This window comes from Microbacterium sp. bgisy207 (assembly GCF_057706855.1).
Genome location: NZ_JBYIPB010000002.1, coordinates 125,728 through 150,784 on the forward strand (window position 1 = coordinate 125,728; position 25,057 = coordinate 150,784).

22 protein-coding genes and 1 tRNA gene are annotated in these 25,057 nt (G+C 68.0%); 15 read left to right on the forward strand and 8 right to left on the reverse strand.

All coding sequences use genetic code 11. The annotated features are described in order from the left end of the window. Positions 1-35: 35 nt before the first annotated feature. Genes AC3ENO_RS02245 through recR form a run of 4 tightly spaced genes read left to right on the forward strand, consistent with a single transcriptional unit; the run spans position 36 to position 6,116 of the window. The gene (locus tag AC3ENO_RS02245; RefSeq protein ID WP_434968976.1) at positions 36-863 is read left to right on the forward strand and encodes an HAD family hydrolase; all 828 of its coding nucleotides are present in this window, start codon (positions 36-38) and stop codon (positions 861-863) included. Further along, a complete protein-coding gene (locus AC3ENO_RS02250; RefSeq protein ID WP_434968977.1) occupies positions 860-3,403 on the forward strand; it encodes a glycoside hydrolase family 65 protein in 2,544 nt (847 codons plus the stop codon). The genes AC3ENO_RS02245 and AC3ENO_RS02250 overlap by 4 nt, the downstream gene beginning before the upstream one ends. A 20-nt stretch (positions 3,404-3,423) precedes the next feature. Beyond that, positions 3,424-5,520 (forward strand): DNA polymerase III subunit gamma and tau, encoded by a 2,097-nt coding sequence (locus AC3ENO_RS02255; RefSeq protein WP_434968978.1) that lies wholly within the window; start codon positions 3,424-3,426, stop codon positions 5,518-5,520. Between the two features lie 2 nt (positions 5,521-5,522). After that, positions 5,523-6,116: a recombination mediator RecR gene (gene recR, locus AC3ENO_RS02260; protein ID WP_434968979.1), complete on the forward strand. Its 594-nt coding sequence runs from the start codon at positions 5,523-5,525 to the stop codon at positions 6,114-6,116. A gap of 44 nt (positions 6,117-6,160) precedes the next feature. On the opposite strand, the gene AC3ENO_RS02265 is transcribed toward recR, so the two are convergent. Beyond that, on the reverse strand, positions 6,161-7,555 hold the full coding sequence (locus AC3ENO_RS02265) for a threonine/serine exporter family protein (protein ID WP_434968980.1): 1,395 nt from the start codon (positions 7,553-7,555) through the stop codon (positions 6,161-6,163). Between the two features lie 99 nt (positions 7,556-7,654). Beyond that, entirely contained in the window at positions 7,655-8,143 is a 489-nt protein-coding gene (locus AC3ENO_RS02270) for a hypothetical protein (RefSeq protein WP_434968981.1), read from the reverse strand. Between the two features lie 124 nt (positions 8,144-8,267). Here AC3ENO_RS02270 and AC3ENO_RS02275 point away from each other — a divergent pair, with 124 nt between their 5' ends. From AC3ENO_RS02275 to AC3ENO_RS02290, 4 genes are read left to right on the forward strand one after another with little or no spacing between them, the layout of a single operon-like run. Then, positions 8,268-9,554, forward strand: coding sequence for an aspartate kinase (locus tag AC3ENO_RS02275; protein WP_434968982.1), 1,287 nt, complete (start codon positions 8,268-8,270; stop codon positions 9,552-9,554). 11 nt (positions 9,555-9,565) lie between these two features. Beyond that, entirely contained in the window at positions 9,566-10,636 is a 1,071-nt protein-coding gene (locus AC3ENO_RS02280) for an aspartate-semialdehyde dehydrogenase (RefSeq protein WP_434968983.1), read from the forward strand. A 31-nt stretch (positions 10,637-10,667) separates the two neighbouring features. After that, positions 10,668-12,143 (forward strand): malate dehydrogenase (quinone), encoded by a 1,476-nt coding sequence (gene mqo / locus AC3ENO_RS02285; protein ID WP_434968984.1) that lies wholly within the window; start codon positions 10,668-10,670, stop codon positions 12,141-12,143. Positions 12,144-12,174: 31 nt separating this feature from the next. Beyond that, positions 12,175-12,828, forward strand: coding sequence for a thymidine kinase (locus tag AC3ENO_RS02290; RefSeq protein WP_434968986.1), 654 nt, complete (start codon positions 12,175-12,177; stop codon positions 12,826-12,828). A 9-nt stretch (positions 12,829-12,837) separates the two neighbouring features. Here the strand turns inward: AC3ENO_RS02290 and AC3ENO_RS02295 are convergent, their stop codons facing one another. Next, positions 12,838-13,680 carry a DUF1295 domain-containing protein gene (locus AC3ENO_RS02295; protein WP_434968987.1) on the reverse strand — a complete coding sequence of 281 codons (843 nt, stop codon included), beginning with the start codon at positions 13,678-13,680 and terminating at the stop codon, positions 12,838-12,840. Between the two features lie 101 nt (positions 13,681-13,781). Here AC3ENO_RS02295 and AC3ENO_RS02300 point away from each other — a divergent pair, with 101 nt between their 5' ends. Further along, positions 13,782-14,489, forward strand: coding sequence for a FadR/GntR family transcriptional regulator (locus AC3ENO_RS02300; RefSeq protein ID WP_434968988.1), 708 nt, complete (start codon positions 13,782-13,784; stop codon positions 14,487-14,489). Positions 14,490-14,507: 18 nt separating this feature from the next. Here the strand turns inward: AC3ENO_RS02300 and AC3ENO_RS02305 are convergent, their stop codons facing one another. Together AC3ENO_RS02305 and AC3ENO_RS02310 are read right to left on the reverse strand one after the other, a co-directional pair. Next, on the reverse strand, positions 14,508-15,275 hold the full coding sequence (locus AC3ENO_RS02305; protein WP_434968989.1) for an HAD-IIB family hydrolase: 768 nt from the start codon (positions 15,273-15,275) through the stop codon (positions 14,508-14,510). Positions 15,276-15,318: 43 nt separating this feature from the next. Beyond that, positions 15,319-15,395, reverse strand: a tRNA-Pro gene (locus AC3ENO_RS02310). Here AC3ENO_RS02310 and AC3ENO_RS02315 point away from each other — a divergent pair. Together AC3ENO_RS02315 and AC3ENO_RS02320 are read left to right on the forward strand one after the other, a co-directional pair. After that, a complete protein-coding gene (locus AC3ENO_RS02315; protein ID WP_488185754.1) occupies positions 15,395-15,625 on the forward strand; it encodes a DUF5993 family protein in 231 nt (76 codons plus the stop codon). The two genes, AC3ENO_RS02310 and AC3ENO_RS02315, sit on opposite strands and share 1 nt — an antisense overlap. An 8-nt stretch (positions 15,626-15,633) precedes the next feature. Beyond that, entirely contained in the window at positions 15,634-16,242 is a 609-nt protein-coding gene (locus AC3ENO_RS02320) for a disulfide bond formation protein B (protein ID WP_434968991.1), read from the forward strand. Here the strand turns inward: AC3ENO_RS02320 and AC3ENO_RS02325 are convergent. Together AC3ENO_RS02325 and AC3ENO_RS02330 are read right to left on the reverse strand one after the other, a co-directional pair. Continuing rightward, positions 16,232-17,167, reverse strand: coding sequence for a metallophosphoesterase (locus tag AC3ENO_RS02325; protein WP_434968992.1), 936 nt, complete (start codon positions 17,165-17,167; stop codon positions 16,232-16,234). The genes AC3ENO_RS02320 and AC3ENO_RS02325 overlap by 11 nt on opposite strands. Further along, on the reverse strand, positions 17,164-19,776 hold the full coding sequence (locus AC3ENO_RS02330; protein WP_434968993.1) for a transglycosylase domain-containing protein: 2,613 nt from the start codon (positions 19,774-19,776) through the stop codon (positions 17,164-17,166). Before AC3ENO_RS02330 ends, AC3ENO_RS02325 begins: the two co-directional genes overlap by 4 nt. A 118-nt stretch (positions 19,777-19,894) precedes the next feature. On the opposite strand from AC3ENO_RS02330, the gene sp36 reads away from it, so the two are divergent. Together sp36 and AC3ENO_RS02340 are read left to right on the forward strand one after the other, a co-directional pair. Further along, a complete protein-coding gene (gene sp36, locus AC3ENO_RS02335) occupies positions 19,895-20,107 on the forward strand; it encodes a Sp36 family protein (RefSeq protein ID WP_434968994.1) in 213 nt (70 codons plus the stop codon). A 4-nt stretch (positions 20,108-20,111) separates the two neighbouring features. Next, entirely contained in the window at positions 20,112-20,579 is a 468-nt protein-coding gene (locus tag AC3ENO_RS02340) for a RidA family protein (RefSeq protein ID WP_434968995.1), read from the forward strand. Positions 20,580-20,665: 86 nt separating this feature from the next. Here the strand turns inward: AC3ENO_RS02340 and acs are convergent, their stop codons facing one another. Then, on the reverse strand, positions 20,666-22,630 hold the full coding sequence (gene acs / locus AC3ENO_RS02345) for an acetate--CoA ligase (RefSeq protein ID WP_434968996.1): 1,965 nt from the start codon (positions 22,628-22,630) through the stop codon (positions 20,666-20,668). 404 nt (positions 22,631-23,034) lie between these two features. Here acs and AC3ENO_RS02350 point away from each other — a divergent pair, with 404 nt between their 5' ends. Both AC3ENO_RS02350 and AC3ENO_RS02355 read left to right on the forward strand, forming a co-directional pair. Continuing rightward, complete coding sequence (locus AC3ENO_RS02350; protein ID WP_434968997.1) at positions 23,035-24,072, forward strand: TadA family conjugal transfer-associated ATPase; 1,038 nt, start codon at positions 23,035-23,037, stop codon at positions 24,070-24,072. Beyond that, positions 24,069-25,022, forward strand: a complete 954-nt coding sequence (locus AC3ENO_RS02355) for a type II secretion system F family protein (protein ID WP_434968998.1) — start codon at positions 24,069-24,071, stop codon at positions 25,020-25,022. The genes AC3ENO_RS02350 and AC3ENO_RS02355 overlap by 4 nt, the downstream gene beginning before the upstream one ends. Positions 25,023-25,057 lie beyond the last annotated feature (35 nt).

A 25,057-nucleotide genomic window follows, 5' to 3' on the forward strand; every position in this document is an offset into this window, starting at 1 on the left:
ACGCTTGCACCACGGCGCGATGTGGAGCCGACCCTGTGCCCTCGCTTCTTGCCATCGTCACCTGCCGGGAGGTTCCTGTGGCCGACGCTCTGCCCGATCTCACCGCCTACGACGCGGTGCTCTTCGATCTGGACGGCGTGCTGACCCCGACCGCCGACGTGCACATGCACGCGTGGCAGGCGATGTTCGACGAGCTCTTCTCGGCCTGGGGTATCACGCCCGGCTACACCGAGCGCGACTACTTCGAGCACCTCGATGGCAAGAAGCGCTACGACGGCGTCGCGAGTCTGCTGTGGAGCCGGGACATCGAGGTGCCGTGGGGCGAGCCCTCCGACGCGCCCGAACTCGACACCGTGTGCGGCATCGGGAACCGCAAGAACGCCGTTTTCGAGCGCGTCCTGCGAAGCGAGGGCATCGCCCCCTACCCCGGCTCGCTGGCGCTCCTGGACATGCTCCGGGATGCCGGGACCAGGGTCGCGGTCGTGTCGAGCTCCAAGAACGCCCGCGAAGTCCTCACCGCCGCGGGAATCATCGACCGCTTCGAGGTGATCATGGACGGCGTGATCGCGGAGCGCGACAATCTGGCCTCCAAGCCCGCGCCGGATGTGTTCGTCGAGGCCGCCGCGATGCTCGGCATCGAGCCGGGCTCCGCGGCGGCCGTCGAAGACGCGTTGTCGGGCGTGCGCTCGGCCGTGGCGGGGGGCTTCGCGTTAGTCGTCGGCGTCGATCGCGGCGTCGGGGCCGACGTGCTCCGCGACGCGGGCGCCCACGTCGTGGTCACGGATCTGGCCGACTTCCTCGACGACGCCGGCACCGACATCCGCATGAGAACCCCCGAGTCCGGACAGGAGGAGTCCGCGTGATCGACCGCGATCGTTACCCCGTCGACCCGTGGCGGCTGGTGGAGACGAGCTACTCCCACGATGAGGTCGGGGTCTCCGAGACGCTTTTCGCCGTCGGCAACGGGTACCTCGGTTTGCGGGGGAACAACCCGGAAGGTCGTCACGCGCATGAGCACGGCACCTTCATCAACGGCTTCCACGAGATCTTCCCCATCCGCCATGCCGAACAGGCGTACGGGTTCGCCGAGGTCGGTCAGACGATCATCAACGCGCCCGACGCGAAGATCATGCGGGTCTACGTCGATGACGAGCCGCTCTCGCTCGACATCGCCGACGTGCGCGAGTACGAACGCGTCCTCGACATGCGCGATGGCGTCATGCGGCGCCGTATCCTCTGGGTCACCCCGTCGGGCAAAGAAGTGCTCGTCGAGGACGAGCGCCTTGTCTCGTTCGAAGAGAAGCACCTCGCGATCCTGCGCCAGACCGTGACGGTGCTGAACGCCGATGCCCCCGTCACCATCAGCTGCCAGATCATCAATCGGCAGGACGGCGAAGACGTCTACGGCGGGACCCCGGTCGCGCCCAAGCGGGCAGGTTTCGACCCGCGCAAGGCGGAGCGGATCCAGGAGCGCGTCCTCCAGCCCCAGGAGTACTGGCAGGAGGGCACCCGGTCGGCGCTCGCGTACAAGGCGACCGCGTCCGAGATGACGATGGCGGTCGTCGCCGACCACCTGATCGACACCGAGAACGAGTACGACCCTCGAACGCTCATCGAGCCGGACATCGCGAAGAACGTCTTCCGCATCCGGGCCCGTGCGGGCACGCCCGTTACGATCACGAAGCTCGTGAGTTACCACACCTCGCGGGGCGTTCCGGCTCGCGAGCTCGTCGACCGCTGTCGGCGCACGCTCGACCGGGCTCGGGCTGAGGGAGTCGATACGTTCTTCACGCGGCAGCGAGAGTGGCTCGATGCCTTCTGGGAACGCTCCGACGTTCGTATCGGCGGCCACGACGACCTGCAGCAGGCGACACGCTGGTGTCTGTTCCAGCTCGCTCAGGCTGCCGCTCGCGCCGACGGTCTCGGGGTTCCCGCCAAGGGCGTGTCGGGGTCGGGCTACTCGGGCCACTACTTCTGGGACACCGAGATCTATGTCCTCCCCTTCCTCGCCTATACGACGCCGCAGTGGGCGCGCAACGCGCTGCGGATGCGGTACCTCATGCTCCCCGCGGCGCGCCGGCGGGCCCGTCAACTCAACGAGACGGGTGCGCTCTTCCCGTGGCGCACGATCAACGGTGAAGAGGCGTCCGCGTACTACGCCGCGGGTACGGCGCAGTATCACATCAACGCGGATGTGAGCTTCGCGCTCGCCAAGTACGTCCGCGCGACCGGCGACACCGAGTTCCTCTACCGCGAGGGCGTCGATATCGCCGTCGAGACCGCGCGCATGTGGGCGAGCCTGGGATTCTGGCGGGAGAACGAGCAGGACTCCGAGCGTTCGTTCCACATCCACGGCGTCACCGGCCCCGACGAGTACACGACGGTCGTCAACGACAACCTGTTCACGAACGTGATGGCACGTTTCAACCTGCGGTTCGCCGCCCACACCCTCCGTGACATGGCCCTGGACGCTCCCGAGGAGTATCGCCTCATGGCGGACCGCCTCGGCCTGCAGGACCACGAGATCGAGGCGTGGGAGGCCGCCGCCGAAGCGATGAACATCCCGTTCAGCGACGCATTCGGCATCCACCCGCAGGACGCGGTCTTCCTCGAGAAGGAGGTCTGGGATCTCGAGAACACCTCGCCCGACCAGCGGCCGCTGCTGCTGCACTTCCATCCGCTCGTGATCTACCGCTACCAGGTGCTCAAGCAGGCGGATGTCGTCCTCGCGCTGTTCCTGCAGGGCAACCACTTCACGGCCGAGGAGAAACTCGCCGACTTCGAGTACTACGACCCGCTGACGACGGGAGATTCGACGCTGTCTGCTGTCGTGCAGGCCATCCTCGCCGCGGAAGTCGGCTACCAGGACCTCGCTCTGACGTACTTCCTCGACTCGATCTACGTCGACCTCGGCGACCTGCATCACAACGCGGCCGACGGCGTCCACGTCGCGTCGGCGGGGGGCGTCTGGACGGCGCTCGTCAGCGGGTTCGGGGGCATGCGCGACCACTTCGGAGAGCTGAGTTTCGACCCGCGGCTCCCTGCTGACTGGCCCGAGCTCTCCTTCACCCTCCATTGGAAGGGCACCCGCCTGCAGATCACGATCGCCCGGGATCGGATGTGGGTTGCCGCTGGCCCCGGAGACGCCGTGGAGTTCTCCGTCCGCGGAGCGCGGTACGTCGTCGATCCCGGCCAGGAACTGATGATCCCGCTCGCCGATCAGGGGCCGGTGATCCCCGGCCGCCCCTCGATCCGCCAGTTCGCGGATGTCACCCGCGACGACGGATCGCTGCTGTCGGCATCCGTGCCGGTGGTCACGACCTCGATCCCGGTCGTGGGTGCTCCGGAGACCTTCGAGAACGCGCCCGAGCAGCTGCCGCAGGGCGCTGACCCGATGTCGTGACCACGCCCTAGGCTGGGTGAATGACCACCGCCCTGTACCGCCGATACCGCCCCGAGGCGTTCGGCGAGATGATCGGGCAGAGTCAGGTGACCGAGCCGCTCATGACGGCGCTGCGGGGCGACCGCGTCGGGCACGCGTACCTGTTCTCCGGGCCTCGCGGATGCGGCAAGACGACCTCGGCGCGGATTCTCGCGCGGTGCCTGAACTGTGCCCAGGGCCCCACCGACACGCCCTGCGGAGAGTGCGAGAGCTGCATCGAACTCGGGCGCGGCGGCGGGGGATCGCTGGATGTCGTCGAGATCGACGCCGCAAGCCACAACGGCGTCGACGACGCGCGTGATCTGCGCGAGCGGGCCGTGTTCGCGCCCGCTCGCGACCGGTTCAAGATCTTCATCCTCGACGAAGCCCACATGGTGACCCCGCAGGGGTTCAACGCGCTCCTCAAGCTCGTCGAAGAACCGCCCGATCACGTCAAGTTCATCTTCGCCACGACCGAGCCCGAGAAGGTCATCGGGACCATCCGTTCGCGGACGCACCACTATCCGTTCCGGCTGGTCCCGCCCGCGGCAATGCTCGAGTACGTCGCGTCGCTGTGCGAGAGCGAGCGCGTCGAGGTGGATCCCGGCGTGCTGCCCCTCGTCGTCCGCGCGGGCGGCGGCTCACCGCGGGACACCCTCTCGCTGCTCGATCAGCTCATCGCGGGCTCCGACGGCGCGGTGACCTACGAGCGCGCCGTCGCGCTGCTGGGGTACACGCACGGCGAGCTTCTCGACGAGATCGTCGACGCGCTCGCGGCATCGGACGCGGCAGCCGTGTTCGCCGCCGTCGACCGCGTCGTGCAGACAGGACAGGATCCTCGTCGGTTCGTCGATGATCTTCTCGAGCGCTTGCGCGACCTGATCGTCGTCGCGGCGACGGGAGAGGGCGCTGCTGCCGTGTTGCGCGGCGCGTCGGCGGAAGATCTGCACCGGATGGCGGCGCAGGCCGAACGGTTCGGCGCGCAGCGCCTGTCCCGGACGGCGGATGTCGTGATCGCCGCGCTGGACGACATGACCGGCGCGACGTCGCCGCGTCTTCAGCTGGAGCTGATGTGTGCGCGCGTGCTGGCCCTCGCCGGAGCCCAGGGCGTTCCGGTCGCTGCAGCCTCTGCTCCGGCTGCCACGGCCCCGCCAGCCCCGCCCGCCTCGCAGGTTGCCCCGGCCCCCGCCGCCACCGAGCCGCCGGCGGCCGACACATCCCCGAGAGTCGATGCAGCGCCCGATGCGACGCCGGCCCCCGAGGCGCCGCCGACGCGCGACGCGCCCACGCCTCCGGCATCGACGGAGCCCGTGACGCTTGACGTCATGCGCGAGCGGTGGCCTGCCATCCTGAGCGTGCTCGAGGGCATCAGCCGCACCTCGTGGCTACTCGTGACGGTCGCGAACGTCGCCGATTTCTCCGGGGACGTCCTGACGCTCACGTTCGCGAACGCGTCGGATGTGGCCACCTTCAAGCAGCTTCGTGCCGGCGCCGGTCCGAGCGAGGACCTTCGAACGGCGATCAAGCAGGTGCTCGGCATCCGTGTGAAGTACCTCGCGAAGCATGTCGCCCCTCCTGACTCGTCAGGACCGTCCGGCGACGGGCCGCGAGGCGGATCCGGTCCGTCTGCGCCGGCGCCCTCGCCCCGAGGCGGCGCGACGGCGGCCTCGGCAGCATCTGCCGTGACCGAGTGGGCTGTCGCACCGATTCCGGCATCCGACCCGGGCCGGGATGTGGGCGATCCGTCGGGTCCGGCAGCCTCGGCGTCCGGTTCGGCAACGGCCGTTCTCGCGCCGTCGGTACCTCCGCCGTCGCTTGCGGTAGACGACGAGCCCGAAGAGGCATCGGCGCGTGTCGCGCCGAACCTTCCGTCGCCGCGCGAGGGCGATGTCATCGACGCCGATGAGCCCCCGGCCGATGACGATGACAACGAGTCCGTCGATCTCGATGTCATGCCCGATCAGGCGCCGGTGCTCGCGCAACGGATCGCGCGTATGCCCGACGGCACTCAGCGCTACGGGGAGGCGGTCGTGCGTCAGCTGCTGGGCGCCCGCTTCGTCCGCGAAGAGCCGCACGCGTCTCCCACGAGGTTCGGCTGATCATGTACGACGGAATCGTCCAGGACCTCATCGACGAGTTCGGCCGCCTTCCCGGCATCGGACCCAAGTCGGCGCAGCGCATCGCGTTCCACATCCTGCAGTCGCCGTCCTTCGATGTCTCGCGTCTCGCGCAGCTGCTCGCCGAGGTGCGCGAGAAGGTCCGGTTCTGCGAGATCTGCGGGAATGTGTCGGAGCAGGACCGGTGCGGGATCTGCCGCGATCCCCGCCGCAACCAGACGCTCATCTGCGTCGTCGAGGACGCGAAGGATGTGGCGGCGATCGAGCGCACGCGAGAATTCCGCGGTCTGTACCACGTCCTCGGCGGTGCGATCAGTCCGATCGCGGGGGTCGGACCGGACGATCTGCGGATCGCGCCGCTCATGCAACGCCTCGCCGACGGCACTGTCCAAGAGGTCATCCTCGCCACCAACCCGAACCTCGAGGGCGAAGCGACCGCGACCTACCTGTCACGTCTGCTGAACACCCTGCAGATCACGGTGACCAGGCTCGCATCCGGCCTGCCCGTCGGCGGCGACCTGGAGTACGCCGACGAGGTCACGCTGGGGCGCGCGTTCGAGGGGCGCCGGGCGCTGTAACGGCGACCGGCGGGGTAGCGACGCGCCCTGCGCGGCCGCCCGCTTTAGCGTCGCAGCCGGGCGCGAGCGCGGGCGACGCCGCCGAGGGAAGCCCGCACCGGCTGTCCGAGGTAGATCCCGAGCGATGCGCCGACGGCGAGGCTCACGCCGATCACTCCCGCCACCGCCAGCGTGCCGAAACCTTCGAGCATGACGCGAGTGTCATCGCCAGACTCCACGACGCCGAGCAGGCCGCGGAAGACCGCCGCCCCCGGCACCATCGGAAGAATCGCAGCGGTGGTGATAGCGACGACCGGAACGTGCAGTCGATAGGCGGCGATCACTCCGACGAAACTGCCGGCGAACGCGCCGATACCGCTGGCGGCCGCGACCTCGAGTCCCGCGCTCGATGCCGCAAGAAAGCCGAGCCACGCGACGACGCTGAGGACGGCGCTGACCACCACGATTCGTGCTCCCGCGCCGTTGAACACGGCCACCGCGATGGCGATGAGTGCGGCTCCTGCGAACTGAAGCGGAACAGGGCCCAGGGGCAGAGCTTCGCTCGGCGGCTCCATCGCGAGTCCGAGCACGCGTGCCGTCTGGAGACCCGCGAGGATCCCGAGCACGACGCCGAGCGTCTGCGTCGTCAGCTCGAGGATCCGTCCGGTTGCGGTCAGGGCGAAGCCATCGATCGCGTCCTGCGCGGCGCCGACGACGGTCAGTCCCGCGAGCATGAGCACGACACCCGAGGCGACGATGATCGATGGGCGGATGCTGTTGCCGCCCGGTATCGCGGTCATTGCCAGCAGTGGGGTCAGCGCGGCGACGAGCGTGAGTACGAGCGCGCCGGCGATCTGGCTGAAGAAGAAGGGCACGGTGGCTCGGGCGAGCAGCGCCTGGGTGATCGCGGCGGCTCCGGCTGCTACGAACGCGATCGCGACGGTGAGCGGCCCCGCACCGAACATCACCGCGACGCCGACGGCCAACGTCGCCTGGGCGACGATGACGATTCCGGGACCGTAGCGGAACGGCGCGCGGCGGATCTCGCGAAGCAGAATGCGGGCCTGCGCCAGATCCAGACCCTGTCCGATGTCGGCGACCAGGGACTGCAGACGCCGCAGCTTGTCATGGTCGGGGGCGGTCTGGCGCACGACGCGCAGGAGCGTGAACGGGCGGGTCGCGCCGCTGTGGTGGTGGGACGCGGTGATCGAGTTGTAGGTCACGTCCACGTGCACCGGAGTGAGGCCGTAGGCAGCGCTGACGCGCACGATCGTCGCGGTGACATCACTCGCCGACGCGCCCGTCGCGAGCATCGTCTGTCCGATGCGCACCGCCAGGTCGAGGATGCCGATCACCGTCGCGTCGTCGACCACGGGCAGTGTCTCGGTGGGCGGCGCGGAATCCGAGGAGGCGCGCAACAGCCGGTCGAGCGGTTGCAGCAGGCGGCGCCGGCGAGACATGGCGCGAAAAACTCCCGAGGTGGCGGCGGTCAGCGACTCAGTCTACGGGCAGCCTCGATATCGAGCGGCAGGTCGAGCCAGACGGGTCGATTCAGGCGGCTAACGAAGAACCTCGACGAGCGCGACCCACGACACCAGCAGCCCGCTGATGATGGCAAGCAGCGCTCCCGCCGCCAGTGGAATCAGACCCGCGCTCGATCCCGAGACCAGCAGCACGCCGCCGGCCGCATACGCTGCCAGCGGCACGAACCCGATGATGGCCTTGAGTGCGCGCATCCGGTTCGCGGGGTCGTGGTTCGCGAAGACGCTCCGCGCCGCCGCGGCCTGGAACACCGTCGCAATCGCGGTCGTCCCGAGAACGACGATCCCGTACACGGTCGGGCCGATCGACGGGACCAGCCCCGTCATCGAGAGCAGAAGAGCGAGCACCAATGTGGCGACCGCGGCTCCCAGACGCGCTGTCAGGGACCGCTCCTTCACGATGGCGCCGATGTTCACGCTCGCCGCCACGATGACCAGACCCGCGAGGGCTGCTGTCGCACCGGCCAGTGCGACATTGAAGTCGTTCCAGCTCTCCAACTCGCCCATGATTCGAATGCTAGCGTCTGCGTGCGCGGCCGCTGGGAGACGGGGCATGACGTGCCCGGCATGCACGCTCCGTAGAATGGGACGCTGGGGTTCGCATCCGAGCCCATCATCCCGGGAGCAGCACGTGGCGTTGATCGTCCAGAAGTACGGCGGGTCGTCGGTCGCCGACGCCGAGAGCATCAAGCGCGTCGCGAAGCGGATCGTCGATACCCGTCGCGCCGGGCACGATGTCGTCGTCGCCGTCAGCGCGATGGGCGACACCACCGACGAGCTGCTCGACCTCGCCGGCCAGGTCGCGCCGATTCCCGCGCCGCGCGAACTCGACATGCTGCTCTCCAGCGGGGAGCGCATCTCGATGGCGCTGCTTGCCATGGCCATCTCGTCGATGGGTTTCGAAGCCCGCTCCTTCACCGGCAGCCAGGCGGGCATGATCACGGATGCCACCCATGGCGCCGCCCGCATCGTGGATGTCACACCCATTCGGCTTCGGGAGGCCCTCGACGAGGGTGCGATCGTCATCGTCGCCGGTTTCCAGGGATTCAACCGCGACACCCGCGACATCACCACCCTCGGTCGCGGTGGTTCGGACACGACGGCCGTTGCGCTCGCTGCGGCTCTCGAGGCTGACGTCTGCGAGATCTACAGCGACGTCGACGGCATCTTCACTGCAGATCCGCGCGTCGTTCCGATGGCGCGGAAGCTCGATGCGATCTCGAGCGAAGAAATGCTGGAGCTCGCGGCCAACGGCGCAAAGGTGCTCTACATCCGTGCCGTCGAATACGCGCGCCGTCACGGCGTGCTCATCCACGCCCGATCGACGTTCAGCTCGAGCGAGGGCACCTACGTGCTGGGCCCCGGCCAGACCCGTCCCGACGCTCCGGAGGGAGACACCATGGAAGAACCGATCGTCGCGGGGGTAGCCACAGACCTCGGCCAGGCCAAGATCACGGTCATCGGCGTCCCCGATGTCCCTGGCAAGGCGGCAGAGATCTTCAAGATCGTCGCCAAGTCCGGCGCCAACGTCGACATGATCGTGCAGAACGTGTCGGCTGCAGCCACCGGCCGCACCGACATCTCCTTCACACTCCCCAAGCACGACGCCGCAGCCGCGTTGAAGGCGCTCGCGGCCGACCAGAGCGAGGTCGGCTTCGAGAGCCTCGTGCACGACGATCAGATCGGAAAGCTCTCGGTCGTCGGTGCCGGCATGCGCACCCACTCCGGTGTCTCGGCGACCCTGTTCGAGGCGCTGAGCGTCGCCGGCATCAACATCGAGATGATCTCGACCTCCGAGATCCGGATCTCGGTCGTGCTCCGCGGCTCCGATATCGCTGAGGCAGCGCGCGTCGTGCACACCGCCTACGGGCTGGATGCCGACAGTGAGGCCACGGTCTACGCCGGCACCGGCCGATAGAATCGTCTCCCATGACCCGCATCTCCGATTCAGGACTCTCCGTCGCCGTCGTCGGCGCCACCGGTCAGGTGGGCACCGTGATGCGCGAGATTCTCGCGGAACGCTCGTTCCCGATTCGCGAGCTGCGGCTGTTCGCGACGGCGCGCTCCGCCGGGCAGGCCGTCGAGTTCGGCGGTCACACCGTGATCGTCGAGGACGTGGCGACCGCGGACCCGGCGGGCATCGACATCGCCCTCTTCTCCGCTGGTGCGACCGGTAGCCGGGCCCACGCTCCGCGCTTCGCGGAGGCCGGGGCCGTCGTCATCGACAATTCCAGCGCGTGGCGTATGGACCCCGAGGTTCCGCTCGTGGTGGCGGAGGTCAACCCCCACGCGATCACCGACGCCGTCAAGGGCATCATCGCCAACCCGAACTGCACGACGATGGCTGCGATGCCCGTGCTCAAGGTGCTGGATGCCGAAGCCGGCCTCGAGAGGCTGATCGTGTCGACCTACCAGGCCGTCAGCGGCTCGGGCCTCGCCGGAGCACAGGAACTGCTCGGACAGGTGGAGGGCGTGCTTGCTCAGGGCAACACGCTTGATCTCGTCCACGACGGGTCGGCCGTCGACTTCCCGCAGCCGGTGAAGTATGTCGCGCCGATCGCCTTCGACGTCATCCCCTTCGCCGGCAACCTCGTCGATGACGGACTGAACGAGACGGACGAGGAGAAGAAGCTCCGCAACGAGAGTCGCAAGATCCTCGAGCTCCCTGACCTTCGCGTCGCCGGCACGTGCGTGCGGGTTCCGGTGTTCACCGGCCACTCCCTGAGCATCAACGTGGAGTTCGCGCGCGAGATCACCCCGGAGCGGGCGCGCGCGATCCTTGCCGACGCGCCCGGTGTCCGCCTGGAAGACGTGCCGACCCCGCTTCAGGCGGCGGGCAAGGACCCGAGTTTCGTGGGACGGATCCGCGCAGACCAGTCGGCACCCGAAGGCCGGGGGCTCGTGCTGTTTATCAGCAACGACAACCTCCGCAAGGGCGCAGCCCTCAACGCCGTCCAGATCGCAGAGCTCGTTGCCGCCCGCTTGGGTGCCGAGGTCTGAGCCCTCTCTCGACCGCCCGTAGACTTGACCGGTGACCGAACCCGTCGACGTCCTGCTGATCGGTGGCGGTGTGATGAGCGCCACCCTGGGCACATTCCTCTCTGAACTCGAACCGGACTGGACCATCGAGGTCTACGAGCGCTTGGGCGATGTCGCCCTCGAAAGCTCGAACGCGTGGAACAACGCGGGCACCGGTCACGCCGCACTGTGCGAACTCAACTACATGCCGGCCGGTCCTGACGGCAGCGTGGACCCGGCGAAGGCGATCTCGATCAACGAGCAGTTCCAGCTCAGCCGCCAGTTCTGGGCGTCGCTGGTTGAGCGCGGCATCCTCGATGAACCGTCGACCTTCATCAACTCGACACCGCACATGACCTTCGTGCGTGGTGAGAAGGATGTCGCCTACCTCAAGCGCCGCTACGAGGCACTGAAGACCCAGCCGCTGTTCGCCGGTATCGAGTACAGCGAAGACTCCCGGGTCATCAACCAGTGGGCGCCGTTGCTCATGCAGAAGCGGCTCAAGAGCGACGAGCCGTTCGCGGCGACACGGGTGCCGGCGGGCACGGATGTCGACTTCGGCGCCCTCACGAGGCAGCTGTTCGACAACCTGCGCCACCGCGGCGGGAACGTCGTCACCGACCGTCAGGTGACGGGGCTCAAGAAGCTCAAGGACGGCACCTGGGAGGTGTCGTGGCGCAACCAGGTCGGACGCACACCGGGCAAGACCCGTGCGAGGTTCGTGTTCGTCGGGGCCGGAGGGTGGGCGATCAAGCTCCTCCAGAAGTCCGGAATCCCCGAGATCAAGGGCTACGGGGTCTTCCCGATCGGTGGGCAGTGGCTCAAGACCAGCAATCCGGCGCTCGTGGCCCAACACCGCGCGAAGGTCTACTCGCAGGCATCCGTCGGCGCCCCGCCGATGTCGGTGCCGCACCTGGACACCCGCGTGGTCGACGGCGAGACCTCGTTGCTGTTCGGGCCGTTCGCGACCTTCAGTCCCAAGTTCCTGAAGAACGGTTCGATCTTCGACATCGTCGCGCAGGTCCGGCCGGGCAATCTCTGGCCGATGCTGAAGGTCGCCATCGATAACCCGAGCCTCATCCGCTACCTCATCGGCGAGCTGCTCAAGAACAAGAAGCGCAAGGTCGACAGCCTCCGCACCTTCATGCCGACGGCCAAGGACGAGGACTGGATTCTGCTGAACGCGGGCCAGCGTGCGCAGGTCATGAAGAAAGACCCCGAGAAGGGCGGCGTGCTGCAGTTCGGCACAGAGGTCGTCAGCTCGGCCGACGGGACGATCGCGGGCCTTCTGGGCGCCTCCCCGGGGGCGTCGACGGCTGTTGCCATCATGCTCACTCTCCTGAAGTCGAGCTTCCCCGACCGCATCGGCGAGTGGGAGAGCACTCTGCGAGAGCTCATCCCGAGCTACGGCGGCCACCTCAACGGCGATCCGGATGCCGCACGGCGCAGTCTCGCCGAGACCGCGAGCGTTCTCGCCCTCAAGGCGTGAGCGGCGTTCACCGAGCGAGCTGAGATCGACCGTGGCGAAGCTCTACTTCCGGTACGGAGCGATGAACTCCGGAAAGTCGACCGCACTGCTGCAGGCGGCGTACAACTATGAGGAGCGCGGCCAGCACGTGCTGCTGGCCAAACCTGCGATCGACACGAAGGAAGCCGACCACATCTCGAGTCGGCTCGGCGTGACCCGGCCGGTGGACTTCCTCATTCCGCCCGTCGCCGATCTGCGCGCACTGTTCTCGCACCATCGGGAGCAACTGGTGCAGCGCGAGAGCGAGGCGCTCGTGCCCGAAGCGGAGGGGCGTCACGCCGACGTTGCGTGTCTGCTCATCGACGAGGCGCAGTTTCTGACGCCCGAGCAGGTCGACGACCTGCTGCGGATCGTCGTCCTCGACGGTGTTCCGGTGCTGGCGTACGGCATCCGCACCGACTTCCGCACGCAGGCGTTCCCCGGATCGCGGCGGCTGCTGGAGCTTGCCCATTCCCTGGAGGAGCTGAAGACGATCTGCCGCTGCGGACGTAAAGCGATCTTCAACGCGCGTCTGGTGGGCGGTCGCTTCGTCTTCGACGGCGATCAGGTCGCGATCGATGAGCTCTCGACCGACCGGGTCACCTACGAGTCGATGTGCGCGGAATGCTACCTGCGGGAGTCGGGCGGGCGCATCGACGTTCGCTGATCGGCCGCGTCATGCGCGGGCTTCGGCGGTACGTTGCCGCGGCGGCAGAGGGACGAGCATCGATGTGGTCCGCTGATAGTGGGCGTAGAGCGGGTACTTGGATGCCGAGATCGACTCGGTGAACACGGTCGAGCCGACGAAGAGCACCGTGAGCAGGGCAGCGCCGATGATCGTCCAGTTGAGGACGCCGCCCCACACTCCGGCACCCGCCGACACTGCCGCCGCGGCGCCCAGTGCGTAGAAGACCCACCACTGAGCCTGCTCGAAGAAGAAGTTCGGATGACGGCTGTAGCGCCACAGCCCTGTGGTGAGGAAGCCGGGCTCGAGGGAGCCGCCCGCAGCCTGCTTCGCCTTGTGGAAGTCCCACTGCTGCTGATCGGCGATGAACTCGCCGATCAGGAAGAGCGCGAACAGCACCGCCAAGAGCGCGTCCCATCCAGTGAACGCCGTCGGGTTCTGCCACGCGATGAACGCCGGGAGGGAGATCAGCACGAGCAGTGCGTTCTGGTACAGGACGATGAAGAAGATGTTGAACAACTGGAACTGCCAGGACGTCATCCGGGCCCGCAGGATCGCCCAGCGGTAGTCCTCCATCCCGGTGTACCCGCCCTTGCGCGCGAAGTTGAAGGTGAGGCGCGCCCCCCAGGCGGTGACGAGGATCGCCATCACGACCAGGCGCGTCGCTTCTTCGCCGGCAACGAGCGCCGCAACCGCGAACACCCACACGTACACCGCTGGCACGATGGACCAGATCCGGTCGACCCATGAGGTGTCTTTCGTGATGAGCGAGGCGACCCAACAGAAGATCGACACAGCTGCGGCGATGCCGAGGACGATGAGCAGGGGATCCATGCCCCCACGCTAGCGCCGGTGCCGAGGATCCGGGTACTTCGGGCGCGGGTTTTGGTGGTGGTCAGACCACTCGGTAGCCTGAGGGCGACGAAGGAGTGCGTGTGACGGATGCCCCGGCCAAAGCCTGGCGAGTCGTGCTCGACCGGATCGAAGGCGATCTGATGAGTGGGCGGGTGGGCCCAGGCGATCGTTTGCCCTCCGAGCGAGAGCTCGCCACGACGCTCGGCGTCGGTCGCTCCAGCGTGCGTGAAGCGCTGCGTGTGCTCGAGGTCATGGGGCTGATCCGCACGGGTACGGGCTCGGGTCCCAGTGCGGGCGCCATCATCATCGGCACCCCGACCGGAGGCATGTCAGCGCTCCTGCGGCTGCAGATGGCGGCTCAGAGCTTCGCGATCGAGGACGTCGTGCATACCCGGATCGCGCTCGAGTCGGCTGTCGTCGCCGAGCTGGCCCAGTCGGAGGGGGCCGGGCTCGATGAGGTCCGCCGGGTGCTGGCCGCGATGGATGACGAGTCGCTCACGCCCGCCGAGTTCGTCGCGCTCGACGCCCAATTGCATCTCGCTCTCGCCGAAGCCGCCGGCAACGGGGTCACTGTGGCGATGATGGGCGGCTTGCGCGACGCGATCGAGAGCTACGTGGCTCGGGGTGTCCGTCGGATCGCCGACTGGGAGGGGGCAGCTGCCCGTCTGCGACAGGAGCACCATCACATCGTCGATCTGATCGGCCAGGGCGATGCGGATGCGGCACGAGCCGCGGTGACAGATCACATCCGCGGGTACTACGCGCAGATGAGCGCATCCACGGCCTGACGCGGATGGGGAGCCGGGTCAGGCGGGTTGGGGGAGCGTGGGGATGAACACCTCGAGGAACTCGGCTGTGTCCTCCCAGCCCTCGACAGCGTGGCAGGTGACGCCGATCGCGAGGACCGGGTAGTCGTTGCCATCCGGATCGAGGCGGTCTCCGACGAAGAGCATGTCGTCGAGGGAGATGCCGGTCTGCTCGGCCAGCTTGCGCATCCCGTAGGCCTTGTCGATGCCGCGTGCGGTGATGTCGACGGATGTCGAACCGCCCGAACGCACCTCCAGGTCGGGCAGGCGGGCAGCGACTGCCTCGCGGAGAGTGTTCTTCTTCTCGCCGGTGGGATCCCACCGCATCTTCGCGTCGACCGGTGCCTTCTGGCCCAGTGCCGAGAAGGTGATCTGCGAGCCGCGATCCTCGAGGATCTCGCCCCAGGTCTCCGACTCCCACAGTCCCAGGCGCTTGGCCTCTTCTTCGACGGCGGTCAACGCGCGCTGCTTCTCGTCATCCGTGAGCGAGTGGGCGTAGACCGTGTCGATGCCGTCAGCTGTGAGCCGGTAGTACTGGGTACCGCAGGTGGGCAGCAGGTGCAGCCGCGCGCGCGTGGCGGTGGAGGTTTCGGGGAGCTGATCGACAACCTGCGCGGTGAACTGCGCCAGCTGACCCCCGGAGATGATCGCGACCTCGACGCGCTCGGCGAGCGCGACGAGCAGATCGCCCATCCGGGGAGCTATCGCGCTCTTGGAGGGAGCGAGGGTGTCGTCGAGGTCGAATGCAACCAGGCGAGGGGTGCTCATCGGGGTCCTTCCGGGAGGGGGCGACGACACCGTCATGTCTACATGGTCGGGGTGACAGGATTTGAACCTGCGGCCTCGTCGTCCCGAACGACGCGCGCTACCAAGCTGCGCCACACCCCGTGGCAACCCTCCGAGTCTACCCGACGCGGTGGCTCCCACCGAACCACGCCGGAGTGCGCTATACGTGCCTTATGGACACTCTCATCTTCGGGCTGTTCGCGGTGGTGGCTTTTCTGATCATCCGCGGCGGCTCACGCCTTGTCGTCATCGGGGGCTGGGCACTTGCCACGGTCGCCGCATTCCTCCTCTTCCTCCACCACGTCACCAGCGTGCTTCCCCTGAACTTCTGAGGTCACCGATGAACGAGCGTCCCCTTCTTCGAGTGCTGGGCTTCTGGGCCCAGATCCTGTTCATCGCCGCTTACCTCGGCATCCTGTCCACAGCGATGTTCGTCTTCCAGTTCGGCTTCGGCGAAATGCCGTGCCCGCTGTGCATCGTGCAGCGCATGGCCATGATCGCGGCGACTCTCGGTGCCGTCTACATCGTCGTCCAGACGCTGCGCGGCACCCTCACGACACCTCGCTACCTGACGGGGCTGGGAATGGCATTGGTCGGAGCCATTGTCGGGGCGACGATGTCCACGCGGCAGATCGAGCTCCACATCCTTCCGGGTGACCCGGGATACGGCACCGCCATCATGGGACTGCACCTGTACACGTGGGCGCTGATCACCTTCGTGGTGGTCGCGCTCTTCGTGGGGGTCGTGCTCATGTTCGGCACGGCTCTGGAGCCAGTGGCCCCCACAGGACGCGCCGGACGCACGATCGCGTGGGTCATCGTCTGGGCCTTCTTCGCCACGATCGTCCTGAACATGGTCGTCGTGTTCGTGGAAGAAGGGTTCAACTGGTTCCTGCCCGACGACCCCACCGGCTACGAGTTGTTGCGCCAGCTCGGAATCACGCGCTGACAGCGCGGAGGGTGAGAATCGAGACCTCGGGGCGGCAGGCGAAGCGCACCGGCGCGTAGATCGAATGCCCGACCCCGGCGCTGACGTTCAGCGGTACCGAGCGGCCGTCGGCGGACCAGGTGCTCAGACCCCGTGCTTGGTCGAGCGGGATGTCGCAGTTGGCCACCAGGGCGCCGAGTCCCGGCATCCGCACCTGACCGCCGTGCGTGTGCCCGGCGAAGATCATGTCGGCGCCCAGGCCCGTAAACGCGTCGAGCACCCGCCGGTAGGGGGCGTGGCTGACACCGATCGTGAGCGCGGGGGACTGCGCAGTCAGCGACTCGACGAGCGGCGGAAGGACCTCGAGGCGGTCCCAGTGACGGTGGGCGTCGCTCACGCCGAAGGCAGCCACGACCCGATCTCCCGCGACGAGCGTGGCCGCTGCGTTGTTGAGCTCATTCCAGCCGAGCTCTTCCTGGAGGTACGCGTCGAGCGCGCCGACATCGAGCCGCTGAGGCTTCGGCACGGCCCTCGACGGTCCCGAGAAGTACAGCAGCGGGTTGCGGGGGAGGGGCGCGTCGTGATCGTTCGACCCGTGGACGTAGACACCGGGGATGCCACGGAGGGGGTCCAGCGCCGCTCGAACACCGGCCAGCCCCTCTGCATGCCCGAGGTTGTCACCGGTGTTCACGACCAGGTCGGGACGAAGCTCCTCGGCAAGACCCGCCAGCCAGCGCTGTTTTCGACGCTGCCACGGCGCCATGTGGATGTCGGAGAGGTGGAGGACCCGGAGCGGCGCGGACCCGGGCGGCAGGATGCGTACATCATGACGTCGCACAGCGTAGAGGTAGCGTTCGATGCCGATTCCCCATACAGCGGTGCCGACACCGACCGCCCCCACGACCCCAAGGGTCGTGAGGGCGGTGCGCGCGAGCGGTGAGCTCACGGCGTGGGTGCCGGTGTGGGGGCCGGCGGCGCGGTGCACGTCACGTTGAGGTTCACTGTCGAGCCTCGAGCGACCACCGTGCCCGCGCCGGGGTTGGTTCCGGTCACCGTGGCAGTGGCAGCGGGGTTACTGCAGGTGCCCCCTGCGACGTTGAGGCCCGCGCCTTGGAGCGCGCTTCGCGCCTGGTCGACGGAACCACTCACCGCGGGAACCGAAACTCCCTGGCCATTGCTCGGGCGGATCGTCACTGCCGTTCCACCAGCGACCTTGCCGGCCCCCGGATCCTGCTGCGCGACGATCCCGGCGCCCGCGGTCGAGTCGACCGCCTCGCCGACGATCACCTCGAAGCCGGCATCCTCGAGCGTCTTGGTCGCAGCCTCGATGCTCTGGCCTACAACGTTCGGCAGGTCGTAGAGCACTGTCTTGGTGAGGTTCGGATCTGGGGCGGGGAACCCGTCGCCGCCGTACAGCGAGTTCGCCGCCGCGAGGATCGGACGGGCGATCGAATGGCGAGTGTAGAGGTGGTTCCAGGGCCACCGGTCGACGTTCGCGTAGCCCTCGGAGTTGCCCACCCACACGGCCGTCGTCACGTTCGTGCTCGACCCGACGAGCCAGGTCTGCTTCGCCTCGTGGGTACCCGTCTTGCCGAGAACCGGCGTGCCGTCATACGGATTCGATGCACGCCCCGACCCGTTGGTCATGACCGCCTGCAGCGCGTAGGCGGCTGTCGCTGCGATGTTCGGCTCGAGCGCCTGCGTGCACGAGGCCTCCGGAAGGGCGACCTCGTTGCCGTTCGCATCCGTGATGCGGTCGATCGCCTTGGGTGTGCAGTAGACGCCGTTGTTCGCGATCGTTGCGTACGCCGCGGCCACATCGATCGGCGGGATGTTGTTGGACCCGAGGATCTGGAACGGCACTTCGACGGGCACCACACTGCCGTCTCCGAGCCGGACGCCCATCTTCTCCACGGTGTTCTGGATCCCGCACAGGTCGATCTTCGAAGCCATCGCCAGGAAGCCGGTGTTCAGGGAGTCAGAGGTGAAGCGCATGGGCGTTCCGACATAGCCCGGGTTCTTCGCGAAGTTCTGAATGAGCGTGTTGTTCGAGATGTCGCCGGTGCAGCTGTTGCGGAAGCTCTTGAAGATCTGAGCTCGGCCGTTGAGCACTTCGTTGACCGAGTGCCCCTCTTGCAGCCATTCGAGCAGCGTGAAGACCTTGAAGGTCGAGCCACCCTCGAATCCGTTCGAGTTTCCGTACTTCTGGTTACCGGCATACACCAGCGAGGAGTAGTTCGGGTCGTCCTTGATGGTCTCGCTGAAGTTGGTGTTCTGCGTGATCTCGAGGATGCGGCCGGTCTTCGTCTCGATGCTGACGGTCGCAGCACCGAGGCGCCCGGTGTCGGCGTTCGTGTAGCCCTCGATGGAGGTGGGCACGTTGTCGACCATCGCCTGTTCGGCGGCAGCCTGCAGGCGCCGGTCGATCGTGAGGTAGACGTTGAGCCCGCCCTGCTTGAGCAACTTCGTGCGCTCCTCCGGTGTCGCGCCGAAGGCCTCGTCGTTCTCTATGATCCCGCGCACGTACTGACAGAAGTACGCGGCCTTTCCAGGTACCACGCCGCAGCCGGTGTCCGCCGGGGTGATGGCCGGCACGATCGGTTCGGCGACGGCGGCGTCGTACTCTTCCTGCGTGATCTTGCCATCGGCGAGCATCCGGTCAAGGACGTAGATCTGCCGGCCCTTGGTGAGCGCGTAGCCGTCTGCCGCGCTGTTGATCGGATTGCCGTCCTTGTCGGTCCACGAGCCGTCCGGCCTGTCGAGGCGGTACAGGTTCGGGGTCTGCACCATTCCGGCGAGCGCGGCAGCCTGACCGAGAGTCAGGTTCGCGGCGTCTACTCCGAAGTAATAGTGCGCGGCCGCGCCGATGCCGTAGTTCTGCCCGCCGAAGTTGGCGATGTTGAGGTATCCGAGAAGGATTTCGTCCTTCGAGTACTTCTGTTCGAGGGCGATCGCGTACCGCATCTCCTGCAGCTTGCGCTGGTAGCCCTCGACGCCGCTGGCGACCGTTGCGTCGGTGAAGCACGCCTGCTTGGCGGCGTCCTTCTCTTCCTGCGTCATGTCCGCCGTGTCGCCGGTGCCGACCTCGGCCTCGCACTTCTGGATGAGGATGTTCTTGACGTACTGCTGGCTGATGGAGGATCCACCGCCCTGGGAGCCACCGGAGACAATGGCGCGGGCCGTTCCCACGAGGTCGACGCCGCCGTGGGAGTAGAAGTTCTTGTCTTCACTGGACAGAATCGCGTCGTACATGACCGTAGCGACGTCGTTGAAGCCCACGGGGTCGCGGTTCTGGTCATAGAACTGCGTCATGACCTCGTCTTCACCCGTGTCGGGGTTCTTCCAGTAGAAGGTCGTGGGCAGCATCAGCTCGTCGATCTCGAGCGCGCTGGGAAGATTGTCGAAAAGCGTGATGGCGCTGGAAGCCGCGGCACCAGACAGGGCGATCGCCGGCGTCACGGTGGCGGCGACGAGGACTCCCGCAACGGTGCTGAGGCCGACCACACCGAGGAGGCCGCCGAGCACACCGCCTGCCGTTCGTTTCGTTTCAGGCATAGGCTTGATCGTAAGGGAGCTTCCTGTACGAAGGCTCGACAGGTTCGCGCGCGCCCGCGAGGTCGAGACGAGCGGGAGGCATCCGCTCTCCGCCTCCGCCGACCACCCAGGAGCCCCGATGATCACGTGGGAGTACATGACCACGCCGCTGCTGATCCACAACACCGCCGCGATCCTCAACAACTGGGGCAAGCAGGGGTGGGAGCTGGTGCAGGTCGTCCCCGGCCCCGAGGGCGGCCTCGTCGGCTACTTCAAGCGTCCCACCGGCGGGGGAGCCGCCAACACCGGTCTCGATGCGGCAGCCACCGCCGCCCAGCAGTTCGGAGCGTGACCCGATGAGCATTTCCGCCCGCCTTGCAGAGCTCGGCATCGACCTGCCGCAGATCGCCCCGCCGGTCGCCGCGTACATCCCCGCGAAGGTGCACGGCGACCTCGTCTGCACCGCCGGTCAGCTGCCGTTCGTCTCGGGTGCGCTGCCTGCTACCGGCAAGGTCGGCGACGGTCACGGCCTCGTTCCGGCTTCGGATGCCGCGTCCTATGCGCGACAGTCGGCACTCAACGCGATCGCTGCCGCCGCGGCTGCCGCGGGCGGCGTCGACAAACTCACCGGCGTACTGAAGGTGACCGGGTTCGTGGCATCCGTTCCCGAGTTCACCGGCCAGCCGGGTGTCATCAACGGCGCGAGCGAGCTTCTCGGTGAGGTCTTCGGCGACGCTGGCCGTCACGCCCGGTCAGCTGTCGGTGTTCCGGTGCTGCCGCTGGACAGCCCCGTCGAGGTCGAGGTCATCTTCACCCTCGCCTGAGCACCACGTTCGCCCGGAGAACCAATCCCCCGGCGCGGGACGATTCGGTTCTGAAACGCCTCCGCGGATGCCGGCGGATGCCGACCTCAGCGGACCTGCGCGGAGATCACCGACATGACTGCGGTGTCGGCGAGCGTCGTGGTGTCGCCCACTTCGCGGCCCTCGGCGACATCCCGCAGCAGGCGCCGCATGATCTTGCCCGAGCGGGTCTTCGGGAGCTCACCGACGATGTAGATGTCGCGCGGGCGTGCGATCGGGCCGATCTGCTCCGCGACCCACGCACGCAGCTGCGCCGCCAGTCCCTCGGGGGAGTGGGCCTTCAGGAAGCTCTCTTTGAGGATGACGAACGCGACGACTGCCTGGCCGGTGGTCTCATCGGACGCCCCGACGACAGCGGCCTCGGCGGTGGCCTCGTGGGCGACGAGGGCGGACTCGATCTCCGTCGTCGACAGTCGGTGCCCCGAGACGTTCATGACATCATCCACGCGGCCCAGCAGCCACACGTCGCCGTCCTCGTCGAGGCGCGCGCCGTCGCCGGCGAAGTAGTAGCCCTGATCGCGGAACTTCTCCCAATAGGTCTCGACGAACCGTTCCGGGTCACCCCAGATGCCGCGCAGCATGCTCGGCCACGGCTCGGTGAGCACGAGTAGGCCGCCGTTGCCGTTGCCGACGTGCTCGCCGTTCTCGTCGACGACGTCCACTCCGATGCCGGGGAGCGGAACCTGGGCGCTGCCGGGCTTGGTCTCGGTGACGCCGGGCAGGGCAGAGATCATGATCGCTCCCGTCTCGGTCTGCCACCACGTGTCGACGATGGGCGCGGCATCCGCCCCGATCACCTCGCGGTACCAGATCCATGCCTCGGGGTTGATGGGTTCACCCACGGAGCCGAGCAGACGGATGCTGGACAGGTCGAACTTCTGCACCTCGGTGCGACCGATCTTCATGAACGAGCGGATCGCGGTGGGGGCGGTATAGAGGATCGTGACGCCGTACTTCTCGACGAGTTCCCACCAGCGGCCGGGGTGCGGACTGTCGGGGGTGCCCTCGTACATCACCTGCGTCGCGCCGTTGGCGAGCGGCCCGTACGTGACGTAGCTGTGACCGGTGATCCAGCCGACATCGGCGGTGCACCAGAAGACGTCGGTCTCGGGGTGCAGGTCGTGGACGACGCGGTTCGTGAACGCCGCCTGCGTGAGGTACCCGCCCGAGGTGTGCAGGATGCCCTTGGGCTTCCCGGTGGTTCCCGAGGTGTACAGGATGAACAGCGGGTTCTCGGCGGGGAACGCCTTCGCCTCGTGCTCGGCGGATGCTGCCGGCACGGCGTCGTGCCACCAGATGTCCCGGCCCTCGGTCCACTCGACCGGGTTCTCGCCGCGTCGGACGACGAGGACGTGCTCGACAGTCTCTTGCTCGCCGGCGCCGCGGTCGCTCAGCGCGGCATCCACGGCGGGCTTCAAGGCCGAGACCTTGCCCTTGCGGTAGCCGCCGTCAGCGGTGATGACGACCTTCGCGCCGGCGTCGTCGATGCGCGCCCGCAGGCTGTCGGCCGAGAAACCGCCGAACACAACCGAGTGGATCGCGCCGATCCGCGCCACGGCGAGCATCGCGGCGATCGCCTCGGGGATCATCGGCATGTAAATCGCCACTCGGTCGCCCTCGCCGACCCCGAGACCTTCGAGGACATTCGCGACACGCTTGACCTCGTCGGTCAGCTCCGCGTAGGTGACACGGCGGGAATCGCCCGGTTCTCCCTCCCAGAGCAGGGCGACGCGGTCGCCGTTACCCGCCTCGACGTGCCGGTCGAGGCAGTTGTAGGCCACGTTGATCTCGCCATCCGCGAACCACTTCGCGAACGGCGGGGTCGACCAGTCGAGCACCTCGGTGAACGGCGTGTGCCAGTGCAGTTCGCGCGCCTGCTCGGCCCAGAACCCTTCGCGATCCTCCCGGGCACGCTCGTAGAGCTCGGCTCCAGCGACCGCGTTCTCGGCGAAAGCGGCTGACGGCGCGAATCGCCGGGTCTCGTTCAGCAGGTGGTCGATCTGACTGCTCATTCGGCTCGCTCCTTCGCGGGCTGGAGGGGTTCTCGTGATTCGTCTCGTCTCGAGAGCTAGCGAAAAGGCTAATCAGCACCGCACCGGGCACACTACCTCCGGAAGTGGGGGTGGTCGATTCTCCACAACGGATTGTGACGACCCCCGTCCGTTGCGTATGCTTGTGCGCGGCCGAACATCTGATTCTGGCATCGCGACACCGACCACCCCCGATAACGGTGTCGCACGGCGGCATCCCTCTCCCCCGATGGGATGCCGCCTTCTCTTTGTGCAGACGGCTCTCCTTCTGCGTATCGGGTTCTCGCCCCGCGGCGCATTCCTCCCCAGGCGCGCTGTTGATCTCGTTGCGCCCGGGCCGGCGGACTCGGCCACGCTCGTCTCGACTGGATGCCTACCGTCGAGGCATGCCAGACCTCTTCGTCCCCCTTCCACCGGCCCTGCCGGGGCGGCCGGGGCCCGGCCTGCGGGGACCCCACGCCGCCGGGGCGCTCGGCTCGGTGCGACGTGCGGAGTGGACGCGGCATCCGGCGCTTGAGCGATTGCGGCCACATCTGGAGGACCCGCGCACGACGGACCTGTTCGTGAACGGGGCGTCCGTCTTCGTCGACTCGGGTCAGGGCCCGCGCCTGGTGCCGGAGATCGCACTCGAGGAGTCCGACGCGCGCGAGCTGGCAGTCGCTCTGATCGCGGCCGGTGGTCGTCACATCGACGAGTCGCACCCGTGCGTCGACGTGCGATTGGACGGCGGCGCCCGCGTGCACGCTGTTCTTCCTCCGGTGTCGGTGAGCGGCACACTCGTGTCGATTCGCGTGCCGCGGCTGGAGGTCGTCACCCTCGCCGAACTCGGCCGCCGCGGCATGTTCGACCCGGAACTGGGCGAGCGACTGCGTGCGCTCGTGGCGGCGCGGGAGAACCTGCTGGTCACCGGTGCGGCGGGAGCGGGCAAGACCACGCTGCTGTCGGCGCTGCTGGCCGAAGCCCGACACGACGAGCGCATCCTCACGATCGAGGATGTGGCCGAGGTGCGCCTCGATCATCCGCACCATGTGCGCCTGGAGGCGCGCCAGCCGAACCTCGAGGGCGCCGGAGGTATCGGCCTGGCGCGGCTCGTGCGTGAAGCGCTGCGGATGAGACCCGACCGCCTGGTCGTGGGGGAGTGCCGCGGCGAAGAGATCCGGGAACTGCTCTCGGCGCTGAACACCGGGCACGACGGCGGTGCCGGCACCGTCCACGCCAACAGTCTCACCGATGTCCCGGCCCGACTCGAGGCGCTCGGCGCGCTCGCGGGACTGACCGACCACGCCTTGGCGCGCCAGGTCACCAGCGCGATCGGTGTCGTCATCCACGTGACGCGCGACCGGGACGGTACCCGGCGGGTGAGCTCGCTCGGCCGTCCGGCGCTCGGACCAGATGGCCGCCTCCGCATAGAAGAGGTGTCATGACAACCGCGGTGGCCGAGACCGTGCTGCGCGTCGCTGTGCTGCTCGAAGCGGGCGTCACCCCGGCGCGCGCCTGGGAACACCTCGCGCAGCAGGGCGATGAACGGGCATCCAGAGTCCAGGAGGCCGTTCGTGGCGGAGCTCGGCTCGACGGCGCGCTCGCTGCACTGGGCACGGACCCGCCCCCGCCCGAGCGGTCAGGTCTGTTCGGGTTCACACGCGCCGACCCCGTCCGCGGATCCCTCGAACACCGCGAACGGCGCATGTGGGGTGAGGTGGCCGCGGCGTGGTCCATCGCCACGGCCGTCGGAGCGCCGCTTGCGCCGACGCTCCGGTCGTTTGCCGACGTGCTGCGCGATGCCGCCCAGGCGGCCGACGAGATCCGCGTCGCGCTCGCCGAGCCGACCTCGACGGCCCGGCTCCTGAGCTGGCTGCCCGCGGTGGGCATCGGCCTCGCGATCGCTCTCGGGTTTGACCCGGTCGGGACGCTGTTGCGCGAGCCGGCGGGATGGGCCTGCGCCGTCGTCGGAGTCGGCCTCCTCCTCGCGGGGCGCCGCTGGACCTCCCGGCTCGCCCTCGCCGCTCATCGAGACGCGGCGATGCCGGGGATGGATGCCGACCTCACGGCTATCGCGCTCAGCGGCGGGGTCTCGGTCTCCCGTGCACAGCAGCTCGTCCGTGAGGCCCGGGGAGCGAGCGCCGCCGATTCGGATGCGGTCCGCGACACCCTCGTGCTCTCGGAAGCGGCCGGCGTGCCCGCCGTCGAACTCCTCCGGTCCGCTGCCGCGCTCGATCGTCACCGGGCCCGGGTGGATGGGAGGCTCCGGGCCGCGCGACTGTCCACGAAACTGCTCCTTCCGCTCGGCGTCTGCACGCTCCCTGCCTTCCTCTGCCTGGGGGTCGCGCCGATGTTCCTGAGCATCCTCCCCTCCGTGTCGCTCCCTCTTCCCTGACCGTGCCCACCCGTGTGCCCCCACCTGATTGGAGA

Coding starts and splice junctions, on each gene's coding strand:
- recR (WP_434968979.1), top strand. CDS start 5,523: ATGTACGACGGAATCGTCCAGGACCTCATCGACGAGTTCGGCCGCCTT.
- AC3ENO_RS02330 (WP_434968993.1), bottom strand. CDS start 19,776: ATGCCTGAAACGAAACGAACGGCAGGCGGTGTGCTCGGCGGCCTCCTC.
- AC3ENO_RS02265 (WP_434968980.1), bottom strand. CDS start 7,555: ATGTCTCGCCGGCGCCGCCTGCTGCAACCGCTCGACCGGCTGTTGCGC.
- sp36 (WP_434968994.1), top strand. CDS start 19,895: ATGATCACGTGGGAGTACATGACCACGCCGCTGCTGATCCACAACACC.
- AC3ENO_RS02320 (WP_434968991.1), top strand. CDS start 15,634: ATGAACGAGCGTCCCCTTCTTCGAGTGCTGGGCTTCTGGGCCCAGATC.
- AC3ENO_RS02340 (WP_434968995.1), top strand. CDS start 20,112: ATGAGCATTTCCGCCCGCCTTGCAGAGCTCGGCATCGACCTGCCGCAG.
- acs (WP_434968996.1), bottom strand. CDS start 22,630: ATGAGCAGTCAGATCGACCACCTGCTGAACGAGACCCGGCGATTCGCG.
- AC3ENO_RS02255 (WP_434968978.1), top strand. CDS start 3,424: ATGACCACCGCCCTGTACCGCCGATACCGCCCCGAGGCGTTCGGCGAG.
- AC3ENO_RS02305 (WP_434968989.1), bottom strand. CDS start 15,275: ATGAGCACCCCTCGCCTGGTTGCATTCGACCTCGACGACACCCTCGCT.
- AC3ENO_RS02350 (WP_434968997.1), top strand. CDS start 23,035: ATGCCAGACCTCTTCGTCCCCCTTCCACCGGCCCTGCCGGGGCGGCCG.
- AC3ENO_RS02295 (WP_434968987.1), bottom strand. CDS start 13,680: ATGGATCCCCTGCTCATCGTCCTCGGCATCGCCGCAGCTGTGTCGATC.
- AC3ENO_RS02280 (WP_434968983.1), top strand. CDS start 9,566: ATGACCCGCATCTCCGATTCAGGACTCTCCGTCGCCGTCGTCGGCGCC.
- AC3ENO_RS02355 (WP_434968998.1), top strand. CDS start 24,069: ATGACAACCGCGGTGGCCGAGACCGTGCTGCGCGTCGCTGTGCTGCTC.
- AC3ENO_RS02270 (WP_434968981.1), bottom strand. CDS start 8,143: ATGGGCGAGTTGGAGAGCTGGAACGACTTCAATGTCGCACTGGCCGGT.